Raw genomic sequence first — 17,458 nt, 5'->3', positions numbered from 1 at the left:
GAACACACCATGACAGTTAATCCCACAATGCCAGCATATGACCGCACGGCTTACCTGGCACAGCTTCGTCAGCGCGAAAGCTCTGGCAACCCCAATGCAGTGAACAGCCGCAGTGGCGCAACAGGCACATACCAGTTTCTACGCAGCACTTGGGCCGACCTCATGCGTCGCCGCCCGGAGCTAGGTCTGACACCTGATGGAATGACTGACCCGACGCAGCAGGAACGTGCCGTGGCTGCGTACACAGAGGAAAACAACTCTGTGCTCCAGAACCGCCTAGGCCGCACACCGACCGCTGCTGACAGTGCAGGTGCGCATCGCCTTGGTGCGACTGGCTACACTCGCGTTGCCAGCGCCGATCCGAACACTCCGCTTGTCGATCTTGTCAGCCCCGCTGCTGCAAGAGCAAACCCTGACTTCGCACAGCACACAGCAGGCAGCTTCGTTGCCATGCTCAACGGCGACTACAACGGCGTAACGGCTTCTACTGCACCGGCTGCACCGGCAACTCAGGAAGACCGCAACACGTCACGCATCGCATCTGCATTCCCTAGCGCCGACGTGCCCGGCGACGTGCAGAACTCCGCAAGCACGCCTACTCCGGCACCCGCCGAACGTCCTGAGATCACCAGCAGTGACGTGGCCAAGGAACTCGCAACACTAGAGTCCTTCATGCCGCAGAACACCGATCAGCGTGGCATGTTCGAACGTCCTGACACTTGGTTCAACATTGCAGCAGGCTTGTTCAAGGGTGAGAACCTTGGCGACAGCTTGGGTAATGCAGCTGGTGCAGTCGGGCAGAGCTACGCGAATGATCGTCGCCGTGGTGATGAGCTTGGCAAGCAGCGCAGCCTGTTGGCTCAGCAGGCCTATCGCGACATGACCAGCCGCAACAACAGGCTGGCAGATCGTGAACACGATGAACGCCGCCAGGATGGACGTTTCAAGGTGCAAGATCAGCAGCACGCTGAAAGCTTGCAGGTCCAGCAGTCGCGCCTTGCACAACAAGATGAGCGTCTTGCTGCGTCTGAGCGTCGTGCCGATGCTACACAGACCCGCTTGGAGACAACCGCACGCAATCAGCAGATCCAGCAGTATGTGCGCCAGGGCTACACCCAGGCTGATGCTGCCCTGCTTGCTGATGGCAAGGTCACAAGCCCCGAGGACATGACCGCCGTTGAGCAGCGCCGCCAGCAGAACGAGAAGCTGCCCAGCACTGTGACAAAGGCTGATGATGCTGATTTCGCCACGTTCCAAGAGGCTGAGCAGGCTCGCGTCAACATTGGACAGGCCCGCCGCCAGCTAGAGGTCAAAGACAAGAACGACACCAACTACGTGGACATGGATGGTTTCACTCCCTGGGTCGGCACTGCCGCTGGCATGAACAACACCATCGGTGCGCGCAACTATGGCAGCTTCCAGGCCAACATGAAGGGCCTCGTCAACGATTTGCTTCGCCAGAACAGGGGCGTGCAGACGGACGGTGACGCCAAGCGTGAGACTGAAGCACTGATCAACAGCTTGCCCCAGGCTGCTACGCGCGAGGAGTACCTCACCCGCTTGAACGAGATTGAAGCCCGGTTCCGTGCTGCTTCTGAGCGCTCACGCAACAGCATCGACCGCCGCCGCAGCGAGGGCAACCACCGTGGCTTCGGATGGGATAGCTACAAGGCACCGGCACCTACGCAGTTCCTAGGTGATCCCACCGCCGCGAAGGAACAGCAGGAGCGTGCAGCTAGCCAGCCCACTGCTCCGGCTACCGGGACACGTCGCCCGCTCGGCGCTTTCGGAGGTTCTAACTGATGGCTACTTTTGACGTAAAGGGCGCACTTTCCGAGGGTTACTCCCTCGGTGAGATTGCCGAGCATGTTGCGAAAAGCAGTCGCTTTGACCTCGATGCCGCTCGCCAGGAGGGCTACAGCGACGCTGAGATTGTCAGTCACTTGACCGGCTTCGTGCCGCCGATGCCTGCGAAGGCACCAGCCGACACCCGCTCTAGCGGTGAGGTTGCCGCCAACAGCGTTGGTCTATTCGGACGCGGCTTCAATGACCGCCTAGCCGACGTGGTTGGTGCTCCGGTGGATCTAGTGACTGCCGGTATGAACTACCTGGGTGCTGACATTCAGAACCCGGTAGGCGGCTCGGAGAGCATCAAAAGCGCGATCCGTGGTGTCACCGACATCGCGGGTGCCCCTGCTGCCCCTACCACTACGGCTGAAGAGTTGGCCTATGGCGCTGGTACAGGTGTGGCAGACGCCGCTACGGTGGTGCTTCCGGCTGCTGCGGTAGCCCGCACGGCCCGCGCCGGCTCTGCTGTAGCAGCTGGTGCCGAGACCCTGGCCGCCCAGCCGGTCCTACAGGCCGCCAGCGGTGCCGCAGCCGGTGCTACTACCGAAGCCACAGACAACCCCTGGCTTGGTATGGCAGCCGGTATGTCTGTTCCCCTGGGTGCTAGCATGGGCACACGCCTAGTCAGCCCCACCCGCAGCACTCTGAACCCTGAGCAGGCCCGCCTAGCTACCGTGATCCGCAATGAGGGTGTGGAGCTAACACCAGGCCAAGCCACCGGCTCCAAGCCACTGCACATGGTGGAAAGCTCGTTCGCTGAGCTGCCGTTCACCTCCAGCGCCCGCCAAGCTGAAGTTCGTGTCCAGCAGAACGCCTTCAACCGCGCAGCCCTACAGCGTGCCGGTATCCAGGAAGAGCTTGCCACCCCAGACGTGCTGGTTCGTGGCCGTGATGACCTAGGTAACGAGTTCACTCGCCTCTCCAGCCAGAACACGCTGGATGCGAATAACGGCCAGTTTGTGAACGACCTCGTGACCCTGGACAACTCCCTGGTGGATGCAAGCTCAGAAGTGGCAGGCCGTGTGACCCGTCTCCGCGACGAGCTGCTAGACCACGTTGATGCCAATGGCCGCATCTCAGGTGCATTCTACCAGCGCTTCCAGAGCCGCTTGAGCAAGATTGCCCGTGAGAATGGCCAGTCCAATCCCGAGCTACGCAACCGCGTACTGGACCTGCGCAACGTCGTGCGAAATGCGATGGAGCAGAGCATCAGCCCTGGTGATGCCGCTGACTGGCGCGATGTCACTCGCCGCTATGCGAACTTGAAGAACATCGAAACTGCCATGGCTGCTAACCCCTCACAGGCCACAGCAGGCAACATCAGCCCATCGGCGCTCTATCAGGCAGTGAACCGCAGCACAGGAGGCAATGCTGCCCTCGGCCGTGGTGATCTGCGTGACCTAGCAGCCGCAGGCATCCAGTTCCTACGTGAGCCGATCGGCAACAGCGGCACCGCTGGCCGTGCAAGCATCATGAGCATGCTCAAGGGTGAACCGCTGCGCGCAGGTATTGCAGCAGCCACACTCGGTGGCCCGACCGGGTTGCTGGTCGGAGGCACGGCAGCAGCCGCAGCAGGCACAGCAGCAGTGGTGCTGCCGAAGGCTGTTCAGACTGCCTACAACAACCGCCTAGTGCGCAGCTACCTGACCAACCAGTTGGCCAACAACTACCGCGCTCGTCGCGCGCTGCCGGGTGTGGTGGCAGGCGAACTGGTGCGCCGCAGTGAGGGCGGCGATGACTAAGAAGATCTGGAACAACAGATCACTACGCAAGGACCGGCCTACGGAAGTCACCGACAAGCCGGTTCCTGTGAAGGATCTGAAGCGCAAACTGGCTCCTGGCAACGAGAGCTGGTTTGCAAAGTGCAAGCGTGAAGACCCTGAACGCTTTGCAGAGATGCGCCGCAAGGCGGAAGCCACAGGCCGACTAAGTACGGGCAGACCAAAGGGCGTCGGTCATGGCTTCACCAAGCATGTGATCATGGACGCCTACGAGACAGCAAAACAACGCGCGGAGGTGCGATACGAGCAGATGGAAAAGAACGGCGAAATCGACATCAACCTAGACAACGCATCCAAGATCGCTCTCAAGGCCGCCCTTCAGATCGTGGAAGCCAACAACAGCGTGGCCGACGACCACGTCAACAAAGAGCTGGTAAGCCCCAAAGATCGCATCGCAGCGGCGCGTTTGGTGCTGGACTTCACCATGGCCAAGCCTGCTGCAAAGACCGAGATCACACACAAGGGTGCAGAGGACTGGCTCAACGACCTGCTGGACGAGGACAAGAAGGGTACTGAATGAACGAAGCGGCCCTCAAGGCCCTTCGCAAACGGTTCTACACTGACTTCAAGTTCTATGCCGAAAAAGCACCGCTGAAGATCAAGACCAAGAAGGGCGAAACCACCACCCTCACTCTGAAGCCAGCTCAGCTGCGCCTGATTGACCTGATCGAAGAACTGCTGCGGACAAAGGGCCGCGCCAGCGTGATCATCTTGAAGGCACGTCAGCAGGGTATGAGCACGGCCACAGGTGGTTACCTCTATTACAAGGTCAGTCAGAACAAGAGCAAGAAAGCCATCGTGGTCACGCATAAGAGCGAGGCATCAACCAACCTCTTTGACATGACCAAGCGCTTTCACGACGGCATCAACAACCATCCCATGATGCCACTCAAGCCCAGCACCAGCCACCGCAACGGCCGCCAGCTAGCTTTCGACAAGCTGGACAGTGGCTATGCAGTAGCAACGGCGGGCGGTGACGGCATCGGACGCGGTGACACCTTTTTCTACGCGCATCTTTCAGAGCTTGCGTTCTGGCCAGCAGCCACAGCCGAAGACAACTTCAACGGCTTGATGCAGGCCATCTCCCCTGCCGATGGCACGGTGAGGATCATCGAGAGCACTGCCAATGGCGTGGGCAACATCTTCTACAGAGAGTGGCAGAAGGCCGTAAACGGCGAGAGTGACTTCGTGGCGCTGTTCATCCCGTGGTTTGAGGAAGCTGAATATCGCGAACCCGTTACGGGCAAGCTGGCCTACACAGACGACGAGAAGAAGCTCAAGCGCTTGAACAAGCTGGATGACGAGCAGCTGATGTTCCGACGCATGAAGATCGCGGAAATCGGACCCGATGCATTCAAGCAGGAATACCCCAGCACAGCTGAAGAGGCATTTCTCACTTCAGGTACGCCCGTGTTTCCGCCGTCGCACTTGGAGCAGCAGACAGCCAAGGAACCCAAGGCCACATACTCCATCGACAGCACTGGCCTTCATGAGAACAGCCGCGGCGCCTTGGCAGTGTGGCAGGAGCCCAAGCCCGGTGAGACTTACTATGTGTCAGGTGACGTAGCCAGCGGTAGCACTGCCAAGGGCAAAGACTGGTCAGTCAGTCACGTGCTGGATTCAGACGGCAATCTCGTGGCTCGCTACAGAGCACAGATCCAACCGGACGTGTTTGCACATCATCTGGAGAGGATCGCACTGCACTACAATGAGGCCAAGGTCATCGTGGAGAACAACAACCATGGTGGCACGGTGCTGAACGAACTCTACAAGCACATTGGCTACAAGAACGTCTTCACCGAAGTGGTGGTGGACAAGATCACCGAAGAGCAGACCGTCAAACTGGGTTTCAACACCAACAAGAAGACCAAGCCACAGCTCATCGACCGCCTCAAGAAAGCGCTGCGTGAGAGGGAGATAAATATCCCAGACAAGATCACGCTAGCTGAACTCAAGAGCTTTGTTGAGAAGCCAGATGGCGGCATGGGCGCAGAAGGCAGAAATCACGATGACTGTGTGATGAGCCTGGCACTGGCCCTTTGGATTCACGAACGCAGATGGGAGCCGATTACAAACCAAGAAGACTGGTATGTAGAAGGGCTGTAAGGGAATGAATGGCAGACAAGAAGAAGAAACTCTCTGACAGGGAAATCGTCAGCGTTCTAGACCAGCACCTTGCACGCGCCGATGGGCGCGGCGCAACCACGCGAAGCCAAGAGCGTGAGGAAGTGCTGAAGTACTACAATGGCGAGCTACCTCTACCAGTTGGCAAGCGCTCCAAGTTCAACAGCAACGACATCTACGACAACGTTGAGAGCACCAAGGCTGTCATTCTCAACGCCATCCATCAGGGCCTCAGCAACATCTGCTTCACACCCGAGGATGACAAGGATGAGGTAGAGGCTCGTGTTGCCACTGCCTACACGGACCACGTTCTGAACAAGCTCAATCCCGGCAGCCGCATCCTACACGACGCCATGCATGACGCACTTCTCGCACGCAATGCAGTCGTCAAAGTGTGGTGGGAGAAGATCACCGAGACTGAGGAATTCGAGATCAGCGGCACAGAGGATGCCGTGATGCTCATGATGCAGGAAATGCAGAGCGGCGTCAGCGAGCAGGACAAGTTCAAGCAGCGCGACGAGCCCTTGGAGATCGACCCGAAAACAGGTCAGATGAGCGGCAAGCTCTACAAGGACATCGACCGCAGCCAAGTTCGCATCGCCAACATTCCGGCCGAAGAGTTCATCATCAATCCCGGTGCCAAGTGCATTCAGGAAGCCACGTTCATCGCGCATCGCAGCCGCCGTCGCATCAGCGAACTGGTGGCGCAGGGCTATAACGAGGACAAGCTAGAGCAGGCACGTTCTGCCAGTGACGACCTCTCTTTCAACAGCGAGCGCATTGCTCGCGCCGATGCTGCCGGTGAGGACGGCACCGAGGAGAATGAGGACGATCAGCTAGTTCAAGTTGAGGAATGCTATGTCTATCTCAACGTGGACGGCAAGGGCGAGAAGCGCTGGCAGGTCACGAAGGTAGGCGACTACATCCTAGAGAAGCAGGTAGCCGACACCGTACGCTTCGTCAGCTATTGCGCTCTGCCGGTCAGCCACACCTTCTGGGGCAACAACTACGCTGCACGCCTCATCCCCACGCAGAACGTCAACAGCACGATCATGCGCTCCCTGGTGGATCAGACTGTGTTCAGCAGCATCCCCCGCTACATGGTGGCCAAGGGCGGCCTAAAGAACCCGGCTGAGCTGACCGACCTACGCTTTGGCGGCATGGTCAACGTGGACAACCTCAATGCGGTGGGTCTGCTGCCACAGCCCACCATCAACCCCTATGTGATGACCACCTTAGAGCTGATGGCCACCAAGGCTGAGAGCATCAGCGGCGTCAGCCGCACGGCCATGGGCATCAACCAGAATGTCGTCGGCAAGCAGAACAGCGGCGCACTGCTGGATCAGGTCACTTCGGCCAGCCAGCAGAAGATGACACTCAGTGCCAAGTGGCTTGCGGAGTTCATCGCTGAGCTAAAGCTAGCCATCTACGACCTGGCACTCCGCTACGAGAAAAAGGAAGTCATCGTGGAGGTGGCAGGCAGCTATGTGCCTGTTTCTCCTGAGAAGTGGCGCGAACGCCGCCAAGTGACCGCCGAACTCCATCTCAGCCCGGAACACCGTCAGGCTGAAGCTCAGAAGCTGGTGGCCACGTTTACCATGTTCAGCCAGGACCCCGCTCTAGCCAGCATGTTCGGCCCCGCACAGAAGCGCCTATTCGCTGCCAAGTACCTCAGCCTCATGGGCTTGCCCAACGTGGACAAGGTGCTGCTACCGGTTGAGCAGGCCGCCAAGCCCGGCCCCGATGCCAACCTCCAGCTACAGATGAAGCTCATCGAGGCTCAGCAGCAGGCCAATATGGCTCAGGTGCAGATTGGCCAGATGAAGGCTCAAGCCACATTGCGTCAGGCTCAGTTAACGGCAGAGGTCAAGGCACTCAAGGGTGAGCAGGACTTCGCACTGCGCAAGGCTGAGATTGAACTCAAGGCCATGACCGAAGAGAGAAAGAGCGCAGAACTCGACCACAGCATGCAGATGGAAGAAGCCAATCTCGAACTGGCCCGCGATGCGCAGGACGTGAATGCCATCATCAAGCTAACAAGCGGGAGCTAAGCAATGGACGAACAAGACCAGAAGATCATTCAGCGCGGCATTGCAGCTCAGGAGCTACTAGAGAACGAAGCCTTCCAGGCAGTGCGCTACGTGGTGGAGCAGGGTTATCTCTCCTCCATCATGACCACCGGGCTAGAGGATGGTGAGACGCGCGAGAGGCTGTTCCGCAAGGTGCATGCGCTGCGCGAACTGACCGTGGAACTCAATGACTGGGTGTTCCAGAAAAACTCACGTGAAGACCGTCTCGCACAGGGAGACGACTTCGCAGAGGATTAAATAGTGCTGTCAATAACTGAATCCAAGGACAGCACATGTCAGAGACTACTTCGGTCATCGTAACAGACACCGAGAACAGTTCAGGCCTAACTGATGATCAGGCCATTCAAGCCTTTCTAGATCGCTATGAGGACACCGAAGGGTCATCCGAAGACACGACACCCGGAAAGCGTGACGCCGAAGAGGAGGGCTTTACCTCTGAGGAACACGACAGCGACGAAGCAACCGACGAGGAGATTGAGGACACCGAGGACACTTCCGCCGAAGAGGCATCAGAAGAGCCAGAAGCTGCACCGCACACCATCAGCGATGATGATGTCGTGGAGGTCACAGTGGATGGCAAGACTGAGAAGTTATCCATACGTGATCTCAAGAAGACCGCCGGGCTACAGGCTTCGTTGACACGAAGAGCCCAAGAACTTTCTGCAAAGGAAGAGGCTGCTGCTACCAAGCACGCTCACGTTGAGAAGGTAATCAACGCGAACTACGAACGTGCAGTCGCCCGCATGAAGGAATTCGAGGCATACACACCAGCACGAGCACTCGCTGATCTACAGGAAAAGCGCATTTCTCGCGAGCAGTATGACGCACTTGAAGCCGAAGTGTCCGAGCGCTGGAATGATCTACAGAAGGCCGAACGCGAGAAGAAGGACTTCTCACAGGCCGCACAGGTAGAGCGCCAGCAATCCGAGCAGAAGCGCATCGCCGCTGTGTCCGCACAGATTGATGAGATGTATGAGAAGGAAGGCCGCACCAAAGAACAGGTGCGCGATCTAGCCATGAAGCTGGGCCCCTACGCATTGCAGATGGGTCTAACTCAGGAAGAGCAGATCAAGCACTTCAACGCACCTCTCTTTAAGATGATGGAAAAGGCATACCTCTACGATCAAGCCCAGGCCAAGAAGCCTGAGATCAAGAAGGTAGTGGCCGAACCAGCCAAGGTCATCAAGCCGCAGAGCACTGCTGGAAAGCAGAGCAACGGCACTGATGATGCGATGCGCAAACTTCGCAAATCCGGCTCCACTGACGACGCCATGGCAGCGCTCATGGCTTGCTACCGGGACTAACAACCAAGATGATCCAAGAAAGGACGCACAATGGCTATTGCAAGCACATCCACTCTAGTTGGCAAGGTTGAGGACGTATCTGACGTCATCAGCATGATTGATCCGGCTGCCACTCCTTACGTCACCTCCATCGGCAGCGAGAAGGTTCACAACCAGACCTTCGGCTGGCAGGAAGACTACCTTGACGCCCCTGGCGAGAACGCGGCCGTAGAAGGCGCCGCAGCCGGTGATGCCAACTACACCCCGACCGTGATGGTCGAGAACCGCACCCAGATCATGAAGAAGGTCTTCGGTGTAACTGGTTCAGTTGACGCAGCCAAGCTACATGGCCGCAAGAGCGAGAAGGCTCGCCAGCAGGTCAACGCCGGTAAGTCCCTAAAGCGCGATCAGGAGAAGGCTCTTCTATCTGGTCAGGCCAAGGCCGCTCAGGCTGGCGCAGTCGGTGCAAAGACTGCCTCTCTGCAGGCACTCATCAGCGCTGACATGATTGACCGCCCGAGCACCGCTGCTGCTTTCACTGAGGCCCGTCTGCTAGCCAAGTTCCAGGCTTGCTACACTGCCGGTGGCACACCCTCCATCCTCAGCTATGCTCCGAAGCACGCCAACACTGTGAACGCATTCGCCATTGCTGGCGGCCGCACTCGCAGCCTCAACGACAAGACCACCACCATCACCAACGTGGTGAGCGTGTATGAGTCCAGCTTCGGCACCCTGAAGACTGTTCTAAACCGTCTCCAGCTAGAGAGCGACGTGATCGCTTATGACCCGTCTCTCTGCAAGCTAGCCTGGTATCGCCCGTGGGCAACTCGCGAGCTAGCCGTAACCGGTGACAGCGACAACTACATGACCATCGGTGAGTTCGGTCTAAAGAACTACAACAGCAAGGGTCACTTCGTAATCGGCAACAACACCTAATCGGTGTGACACATGGCGCAGCGGCAACGCTGCGCCATTCCTGTGACTGAACGACCGCAGTTCGCTGGCGTCAATAAATAGCTGATGTTCAAGCTAATTGACCCAGAGCAGACCTTTTTCTTCGAAGATGATGGCACTGTGGCCATCAAGAACACTCAGCGCCTTGACGACCAATGGCTCGCGCGTCTGCGTGAAGAAGAAATGGCGATGCAAAACCAGAAGCTAGGCGAGTTCGTCAAGCTCGGTGAGATCCCGGCCATCTTTGTCACCAAATGGCTAGGCGAAGGTTTCAACATCTTCGATCCCAACGTGAAGGCACGCGACATTCAGAAGCGGCTGAAGCGAGGCGGGCTGGAAGCGTTCATGACAACAAGAAAGAGGCTGTAAAGGCCCGAGGTAGGGAATGGCAACATACAACTATGGAACGTTGAAGCGCCAGATTGAGGCCACTCTCAACAACGGCTCTGTTGGCGACATCGACACAATCGACGGGTACGCATATCGCGGCATGGTCAAGATCCAGCGCGACATTCCAACCCTACCTTTTCTCCTCAAAACCAACGTCACTCCGGTAGGCCCAACGACCGGCACCTACGCAGTCAAGCCAGATGACTACCTGCGCATGAAGACGCTCATGGTCAACATGAAGCCGCTTCTCAAGGTAGGCGAAGATCGCTTCTTCAAGCTGTATAACCCAGCCGCAGCACCCGAGTACTACACCGACTATGGCGACCGCTTTCTGATCGGTGGTCAACCGGCCGAAGGTGCCGAGATCGCGCTGCGCTACTACGCGGAAATGAAGTTCCCTGAGAACGATGAGGACGACAACGAGATCATTCGCTTGATGCCAGACCTGCTGATCTACGCAGCAGTGGTTGAAGCAGGCAAGGATCTACTGGCCGAAGAGAGCATCCTCAATCTCTGGAACAACACGTACCAAGAGCTGCGCGCACAGATCCAGAACCAAATCGATGAAGACGCCTTTGAAGGCATGATGACAGTGGAGGCGCCATTGGGCGAATACTGACGTGACCAAGAATGTAGAAACCAGCCTCGCAAAACTGACGGGCGTATCGCCCACAGTCACACAAGACTTGAACTCTCAGGTCACACTGGCACAGGAGCAGCTAGCCGAGATCACCGAGCGCTCCGCTGAGGCCAAGACCATCTTGGATGATGTGGATAGCAAGATCATCCTCGTGCAGAACACCAGTGCGCAGATCGTGTCTGACAGCACCACGGCTCTAGCTGCTACCAAAGCGGCCATTGACGAGCGCGAGAACACCGCGATCACCAACATCCTCGCACAGGCCACCAGCTCTGCCCAGAACGCAGCAGCCAATGCCAGTGCTGGCGTGACCAATGCAGGTGATCAGGCCATTGCGTCCATCAACAGCATTCGTGACAGTGCCATCAGCTCAGTCAACAACACTGCCACTTCCGCTATCGCCACAGTGAGCGGTGCATCGGCAGCCGTGGACAGCGCCAAGCAGCAGAGCTTGGATGCGATTGCCACTGCCGAGGCCGATGCCCTGGCCAGCGTGCAGGGCGTTGTTGACACTGCGGTTGCCAGCAAGAGCGCTGCTGGCGCTTCGGCCACTTCCGCCGAAACAGCCAAGGTGGCGGCCGAAGCTGCACAGAGCGCTGCCGCCACATCAGCCAGCAATGCAGCCGCCAGTGCCAGCACTGCCAGCACCAAGGCCAATGATGCCGTAGTGGCTGCTGGCAATGCCTCTACCTCTGCCACCAATGCAGCCAACAGCGCGACCACTGCCACTACCAAGGCCACTGAGGCTGGTAACAGTGCTACCGCCGCGGCTAACAGCGCCGCTCAGGCTTCTACCTTTGACCCAACCCAGTTCCTGGCCAAGACAGGTGGCACGCTCACTGGCGCGCTCAGCATCACTGCCAACGTTGGACCCTCACTGGCTCTCAGCCGCACTGGCACCGCCAATGTCAGCTTGAGCTTTGCCGATGGCACAAACACCAAGTTCCTGGGCATCAACACCTCTGGCGCGCTCATGGTGGGCACATCTGCTGATCTAGGTGCCACTGGCAAGCCGCTGGCTGTGACCACGGACAACAACTTCTGGCCCTCCAGCCAGACATTCCCGACTGGCTCCAACGTGTGGGGTTCCAGCGGCGATGCGGATTTCAGCATCACCACTGCTGCTGGCAACACTGCTGCCCTTCGCTTCATGAAGGACTGGAAAGTGCGTTGGTCCATGAGCGCGAACAACGCAGCTGAAACAGGCGGCGGCGCTGGCTCCAACTTCGCCTTTATGCGCTACAATGACCTTGGCGGCTATATCGACACACCCTTGCAGATCAACCGCGCAACCGGTCGCATCTTCGCTGGCAACATCGAAGCCTCATCACTGACCACCACGGGCACTGTGTCTGCTGGAACACTGGTCAGCACTGGCGACATGAGCGCCGTGAATGCCAACTTGAGCGGCACCATTACTGCTCCCACAGTGGCCATTGCTACCAACTTCGGTAGCTACATGAGCAGCGGTAACCCGGTCATCAACTTCGACCCCACTGACTACCTGACCTACAATCGCTCCACCGACACGCTGTCCATGTTTATCGGTGGCAGCAATCGCCTGTCAGTCAGCGGCAGCAGCTTGACCAGCACTGGCCCGGTGTTGCTCCCGGCCACACAGAGCACCACCACCAACGCTGCCGTTCACAAGAGCTACGTGGATACGGCTCTAGCAGGGCGCGTGGCGGATACCGGCGACACGATGACCGGCGAGCTAACGGTCACTGCGGACATCACCACCTACCGCAGCGCTTCGCCCAATACCGGCGCATTGTTCTTGAACCAGGCCAAGACCCGCTACCTGAGCTGGGATGGCACAAACTATCAGTTTGGTGCAGCAGGGCTGAGCGTTGGTGGCGCGATCAGCGCTACTAGTGGTGTGAACGCAGGCAGCACTTATGCGATCACTGGCTACCTGACCGACGCAGGCACCCATTACATCACACTGCACCAGGGTAACCCCAACTGGGGCGCTGTGTATGCTCAGGCCGTGCATGTGCCGGGCAACTACATCGCATACCGAATTGGCATGGGCGCTGGTGCTACCATCAAGAGCTGGGACTTCCGTGGTGACGGCAATGCCTACTCCGGTGGTAGCTGGGTAGCTGGTTCCGATGCACGCGTGAAGACCGATCTAGCGCAGCTAGAAGATCCACTGAGCAAGGTTGCTCAGCTGACCGGCTACACCTACACGCGCGTTGATCTAAACAACAAGCGTGACGCCGGTTTGATCGCACAGGACATTCGCGCGGTTCTGCCGGAAGCTGTCGTTCAGGACACCACTGCACCCAGCACTGACCCGGATGGCGAAGGCTTCTTGAGCGTCAACTACAACGCCGTGATCGCACTCCTCGTTGAGAGCGTGAAGGCGCTACGTGCAGAACTACTCGGAACAAAGGAACGCCTAGCAGCACTGGAGAACGGCGATGTCTGAAACAGTTGAGAGCAACGTCATCCCGCTGGGTCCGCCCAGCATTGATCCTGCGGTGCTGCTGACACCCCTGGAGTTCATTAATCGTCTGACGGCAGAAGACGCCGTGGGTATTCTCATTGCTGCCGGTATCCCGGCCGCAAATGCGCCGGTCATGTTGTGGTTGCTACGCTTGGCAGCCTCCACGCGTGTTGTGCTGGACGACCCGATGTTGATCGGTGGCGTGAATGCACTACAGCAGATGGGATTGTTGAGTGAAGCTGCTGTTGGCGAGCTATTGAAGCCGCGTAGCTAAGCCACACAGGGCCAGAGAGCGTCATACAGGGCAATAGAAAGCATTGGGCGTGTCTGCGTAGCGCAGGCACGCTCACGCGTCTGTATGACCCGCATTGATAGGTTGATCCTGCATCCACCTGATGTCTCTTCGCCAAAGGGCCGCAAAGAGGAGGCGGCCCTTATGGATGCAGCTACGCTTTCGACCAACCTCGCGCACTTCACAGGCAGTGAGTCCATTTATCGACACTGGATGAGCAAGTCAGCTTTCATGACGGAAGGCTGTATGTATCTGGCTGAGAACGGCAATTGCTTGTGGCTCTTCGACATCATCGTGAGCCACCAGAGCAATCCGCGTGTTCGGCGTGAGCCCTTCCAGGCTTGGAAGTTGGTAGTGAATGAGGATCGCAGCGCTGTGGTGTCTGTGACGGATGGGAACCGCAAGAAACCCATCCTTGAGCAGCTAGTGCCCTTCACTGATTTCATGCTGAAGGAGATCACCATTTGGATGGAAGGTAGCCCTGGGCAGATGGTGATGATGCTGAAGACCGAGAGATGACATAGGAATGGCGAGTGGAGCAATCCACTCGCCATCTCTGTCTGAACTTTAGGAGATACCAACCTCACTACAGCACATCACCGGGCATCCACTCTATCGGTGTCCCATATTTATCAGCGCTTCAATAGGCCAGTCAGCCAGGTAACCAGCAGTTCCATCAGGGTCGGGGCAACAATGTCCACGATGACCTTGCCTAGTGCCTCGTCCAGTACCGGGCTCAACAGGCCCATGGGCTGCGGAATGCCCAGGAACAGACTGCGCTCTGCCTCGCGGCGTCGGGTCAAACCCGCCAGCACTTTGCCCTTGCTCATATTCCAACGCAGCAGCTGGTCAGCAGCGCCAATGCGGTCGCCCTTGTTGAGCAGCTTGAGCAGTGTGCTCTGACGGAATGCGCCAATCCCCACGTTGTAGACAAAGGAGCAGAGGGCCGAGAATTGATCCGGTGTCATGGGCACCTTCACGGCAGCTAGGATGGCCTGCTCGGCTTCGACTACGTCGCGTGTCAGCATGCCGCGTGCTTCCTGCTCAGTGATGGTCTGTCCCAACCGCACGCCCCTGGTGGTGCCATAGCCGATGGTGGGCACTCCTGCCGGGCATAGGTAGGCTGTATCGCGAAAGCCCTCAAAGCGCTCGATGAGGCGCAAGCCAGCGTAGTTGATATTCATGCACGGTTCCTCCGCAAGTTCGCAGTTTGTTCTTGCGGGTACTTAGCCGGATGAAGAACCTGGCTCGGGCTTAGCGTTGGTCATGACCTCGACCTTGCTTTTGTTCGCTATATGTTCCTGTGGACATTCAGCCGTAGATCGTGTCATCCTCCGCTCTGATCGTGAATCGAACCCCTTGTTCATGGTCGTTTGGCTGGACCCCTCGGGGCGTTAGCCGGTGTCGAAGCCGGGTCAGCCACCAAGCCATAGCCCCTCATCAGAGGGGTCATGCTTGAGCTGTGCAGCGTGGCGCTGCGCGGCAACGATCACGTGTGGGTTCGATTTCGATGTCTCAACCTGACTTCTCCGATGCCAACGGTGGTGATCAGATCATCATTGGCCATAACCGCCCGCCTGAGTTTGCTTTCGATGTCATCCCTGCCGATGGCAATCTGGACGCCACTCGTGCCATTGAGACGCTTGCCAATGCTGGCAAGGATATCAATAGCGGGCGCAAAGCCATTGATCATGGTTGTCTGACCTGTGCTGTTGTGGCTGCCAGCATTGTCAGGCATGCGGCGCGCAGCAAAGACGAACGTCGGGATGTGTTGCTGGCGCTCAAGTCTCTAGAGCAGAAGCGCACCATTCAGCTACTCAAGGACGACAATCTACAGATTGAGCTAGCTGACGTGCTTACCGGTATGCCGGCCCTAGAGCGTGCCATAGATGGCAAGAGTTCCGGCGACATCGCGCGCATTCGTGCTGCTGCCGAAGATCTCGTCAGATACTCGCGCGCTGATCATGACGCGTGGTTCGGCGTGATCATGGGATTTCAAACATTCGCTGACGTGCAGAAGTGGCGTGAGAGCAAGGGCTTTGTCAAAACCCGTGCGCAGCCCAAGCGACTTAGCAAGATTGAGATCCTTTCATCCAAACTGCGCGAAGCGGGCTACAAAGGCGAGGTATCGGTTCCCGACGCATTGGATGTGCAACTTGAGCACACTGGTATTGCCTTTGTGGGACGAGACAGTGGTGGCGGTACTTACGTTTATCACTGGCTTCAGCCGACGAGCTACGGAAGTGACGAAGCTACGAGTGATGGCTCTTCCCCTCAGGACGCGCGGGCGGATGCCGCTTGGGCCAATGACCAGCTGCGCCTACTGAAAATCGCATGCAAAGCGGAGTTCGGCTGGACTGACGCGCAGATTGAGAAAGTTCTGCAGGGCAAAGCCTGATGAAGCTTGACACACACCCCACTTCTCCTGCCCATCTGTGGTTTCCCAATCAATGGGCGCAACGCGCGTGCGAAGCGTTTGTTAGACGGGAAATCCCGGCCATTCTACTACATGGCCCGGTGGGCACAGGTAAGAGCGACGCGGCCAAGGTACTGATTAAAGGAGCCATGACCTATCGGCCCGGCCTGCCTCCCGGTCCCTTCTGCAAGTTCGATTTGAAGCACGACAATGCCGCGCAGGACAGTGGTGTGGCGGTGCTGGAGTCTGCTGTGGTGTTCGCGTCCACGTATCCTCAGGGCGAGTGCCGTGGTTGGTGGGTGGATGAGGTGGATGAACTCTCGCAGAGAGCCAGTTCTGGACTGAAAGGCACTTTCGACAGACTGGAAAATCTGGGTGTGCAGATGGTGTTCACCACCAACTCTCCGTCTGCCGTTTCGGCTGCCATCCTAAGCCGCTGTGAGGTGATCGAATGGAGGCGACCTAGTCCGGCGCAGCTAGTTGCCCGCGCGCAGCAAGTGCTGGCCCAGCATGGCAAGACGCTCGACGCAACCACTCTGTACCAGTTGGCTGTGGAGAGAGGCGGCGATACGCGGCAGTTCTTCCGCGCGGTGGAGTTGATGGTCTGACATGCAGATGTTTGGAGACGCTGATCCACCACTCGACCTGCCGTTCGAAGAATGGCCAATCCGCTACGACGTTGGAGATCTGTTCTCGCTCTTCGGCATCGAGGTGGAGCTGATCCTGCACGATCCGTTCCGGTTTCATCTACTGGCGTATGCCGGAACACCAGAGATGGAGACCATCAGGATGCAAGCTTGCGCTTTGAATGAATGGCGCTGCAAGCCGCCGCAGGCGCTAGTTCAGAAGCGCTTTCGCGACTTGGATCTCGGTAAGTTGGATAAGCATGGCGAGATAGCGGCGACCAAAGCTGCCATGCTGTCTGTTTGGACAGCGTGGGCTGACAGGCACCAGTATCTTCGCGGCAAGCTGGTAGCCATCCCCCTTCCCTGTGAGTTGCCGCCGCCGAGCCCACAGGTGCGACGCAGAACCGCAAGAGAGGGTGTGAAGTGGTGCAGAGATAGGACCAAGGAAAATGAGCACGGCAAGCGCTGGGCGGTTGTTCAGTTGAAGGTAATGGATGTTTGGTTATTCAGGGACAAAGCCGACGCGGCGTTGTTCAAAATGACCTTCACCTGATCTGGTACG

Annotated in this window: 17 protein-coding genes; 16 read left to right on the top strand and 1 reads right to left on the bottom strand. The window is 57.9% G+C overall.

Going from position 1 to position 17,458, the window contains the following annotated elements; genetic code table 11:
• The first annotated feature begins 9 nt into the window (after positions 1-9).
• The 13 genes from D2K64_RS14570 (at position 10) to D2K64_RS14510 (ending at position 14,373) form a co-directional block, all read left to right on the top strand.
• On the top strand, positions 10-1,803 hold the full coding sequence (locus D2K64_RS14570) for a transglycosylase SLT domain-containing protein (RefSeq protein WP_120009108.1): 1,794 nt from the start codon (positions 10-12) through the stop codon (positions 1,801-1,803).
• Entirely contained in the window at positions 1,803-3,590 is a 1,788-nt protein-coding gene (locus D2K64_RS24410) for a hypothetical protein (RefSeq protein ID WP_157985851.1), read from the top strand. Before D2K64_RS14570 ends, D2K64_RS24410 begins: the two co-directional genes overlap by 1 nt.
• Positions 3,583-4,149: a hypothetical protein gene (locus D2K64_RS24405; protein WP_157985850.1), complete on the top strand. Its 567-nt coding sequence runs from the start codon at positions 3,583-3,585 to the stop codon at positions 4,147-4,149. The genes D2K64_RS24410 and D2K64_RS24405 overlap by 8 nt, the downstream gene beginning before the upstream one ends.
• Positions 4,146-5,735, top strand: coding sequence for a phage terminase large subunit family protein (locus D2K64_RS14555; protein ID WP_120009105.1), 1,590 nt, complete (start codon positions 4,146-4,148; stop codon positions 5,733-5,735). The genes D2K64_RS24405 and D2K64_RS14555 overlap by 4 nt, the downstream gene beginning before the upstream one ends.
• Before the next feature lie 8 nt (positions 5,736-5,743).
• Positions 5,744-7,804 (top strand): portal protein, encoded by a 2,061-nt coding sequence (locus tag D2K64_RS14550; protein ID WP_157985849.1) that lies wholly within the window; start codon positions 5,744-5,746, stop codon positions 7,802-7,804.
• A gap of 3 nt (positions 7,805-7,807) precedes the next feature.
• Positions 7,808-8,080 (top strand): hypothetical protein, encoded by a 273-nt coding sequence (locus D2K64_RS14545; RefSeq protein WP_120009103.1) that lies wholly within the window; start codon positions 7,808-7,810, stop codon positions 8,078-8,080.
• Positions 8,081-8,115: 35 nt separating this feature from the next.
• Positions 8,116-9,147 (top strand): hypothetical protein, encoded by a 1,032-nt coding sequence (locus tag D2K64_RS24400; RefSeq protein WP_157985848.1) that lies wholly within the window; start codon positions 8,116-8,118, stop codon positions 9,145-9,147.
• A 30-nt stretch (positions 9,148-9,177) separates the two neighbouring features.
• Complete coding sequence (locus D2K64_RS14535; RefSeq protein WP_120009101.1) at positions 9,178-10,062, top strand: SU10 major capsid protein; 885 nt, start codon at positions 9,178-9,180, stop codon at positions 10,060-10,062.
• Positions 10,063-10,146: 84 nt separating this feature from the next.
• Entirely contained in the window at positions 10,147-10,449 is a 303-nt protein-coding gene (locus tag D2K64_RS14530) for a hypothetical protein (RefSeq protein WP_120009100.1), read from the top strand.
• A gap of 16 nt (positions 10,450-10,465) precedes the next feature.
• Positions 10,466-11,089: a phage adaptor protein gene (locus tag D2K64_RS14525; RefSeq protein ID WP_157985847.1), complete on the top strand. Its 624-nt coding sequence runs from the start codon at positions 10,466-10,468 to the stop codon at positions 11,087-11,089.
• A gap of 1 nt (position 11,090) precedes the next feature.
• Positions 11,091-13,544: a tail fiber domain-containing protein gene (locus D2K64_RS14520; RefSeq protein ID WP_157985846.1), complete on the top strand. Its 2,454-nt coding sequence runs from the start codon at positions 11,091-11,093 to the stop codon at positions 13,542-13,544.
• Positions 13,537-13,836, top strand: coding sequence for a hypothetical protein (locus tag D2K64_RS14515; protein WP_120009097.1), 300 nt, complete (start codon positions 13,537-13,539; stop codon positions 13,834-13,836). The genes D2K64_RS14520 and D2K64_RS14515 overlap by 8 nt, the downstream gene beginning before the upstream one ends.
• A gap of 84 nt (positions 13,837-13,920) precedes the next feature.
• Complete coding sequence (locus tag D2K64_RS14510; protein WP_157985845.1) at positions 13,921-14,373, top strand: DUF6876 family protein; 453 nt, start codon at positions 13,921-13,923, stop codon at positions 14,371-14,373.
• 113 nt (positions 14,374-14,486) lie between these two features.
• Here D2K64_RS14510 and D2K64_RS14505 read toward each other — a convergent pair whose 3' ends face one another.
• Positions 14,487-15,038, bottom strand: a complete 552-nt coding sequence (locus tag D2K64_RS14505) for a lysozyme (protein ID WP_120009095.1) — start codon at positions 15,036-15,038, stop codon at positions 14,487-14,489.
• Between the two features lie 326 nt (positions 15,039-15,364).
• Between D2K64_RS14505 and D2K64_RS14500 the strand changes: the two genes are divergently transcribed.
• From D2K64_RS14500 to D2K64_RS14490, 3 genes are read left to right on the top strand one after another with little or no spacing between them, the layout of a single operon-like run.
• The gene (locus D2K64_RS14500; protein WP_157985844.1) at positions 15,365-16,252 is read left to right on the top strand and encodes a hypothetical protein; all 888 of its coding nucleotides are present in this window, start codon (positions 15,365-15,367) and stop codon (positions 16,250-16,252) included.
• On the top strand, positions 16,252-16,878 hold the full coding sequence (locus D2K64_RS14495; protein ID WP_120009093.1) for an AAA family ATPase: 627 nt from the start codon (positions 16,252-16,254) through the stop codon (positions 16,876-16,878). Before D2K64_RS14500 ends, D2K64_RS14495 begins: the two co-directional genes overlap by 1 nt.
• A gap of 1 nt (position 16,879) precedes the next feature.
• Complete coding sequence (locus D2K64_RS14490) at positions 16,880-17,449, top strand: hypothetical protein (protein ID WP_120009092.1); 570 nt, start codon at positions 16,880-16,882, stop codon at positions 17,447-17,449.
• Positions 17,450-17,458: the final 9 nt, after the last annotated feature.

The sequence above is a fragment of the Teichococcus vastitatis genome (genome assembly GCF_003604215.1).
In the GTDB taxonomy this organism is placed as follows: Bacteria; Pseudomonadota; Alphaproteobacteria; order Acetobacterales; family Acetobacteraceae; genus Pseudoroseomonas; species Pseudoroseomonas vastitatis.
Note: the sequence above shows the minus strand (reverse complement) of the source record. Positions and strands in the feature narration are given on the sequence as shown.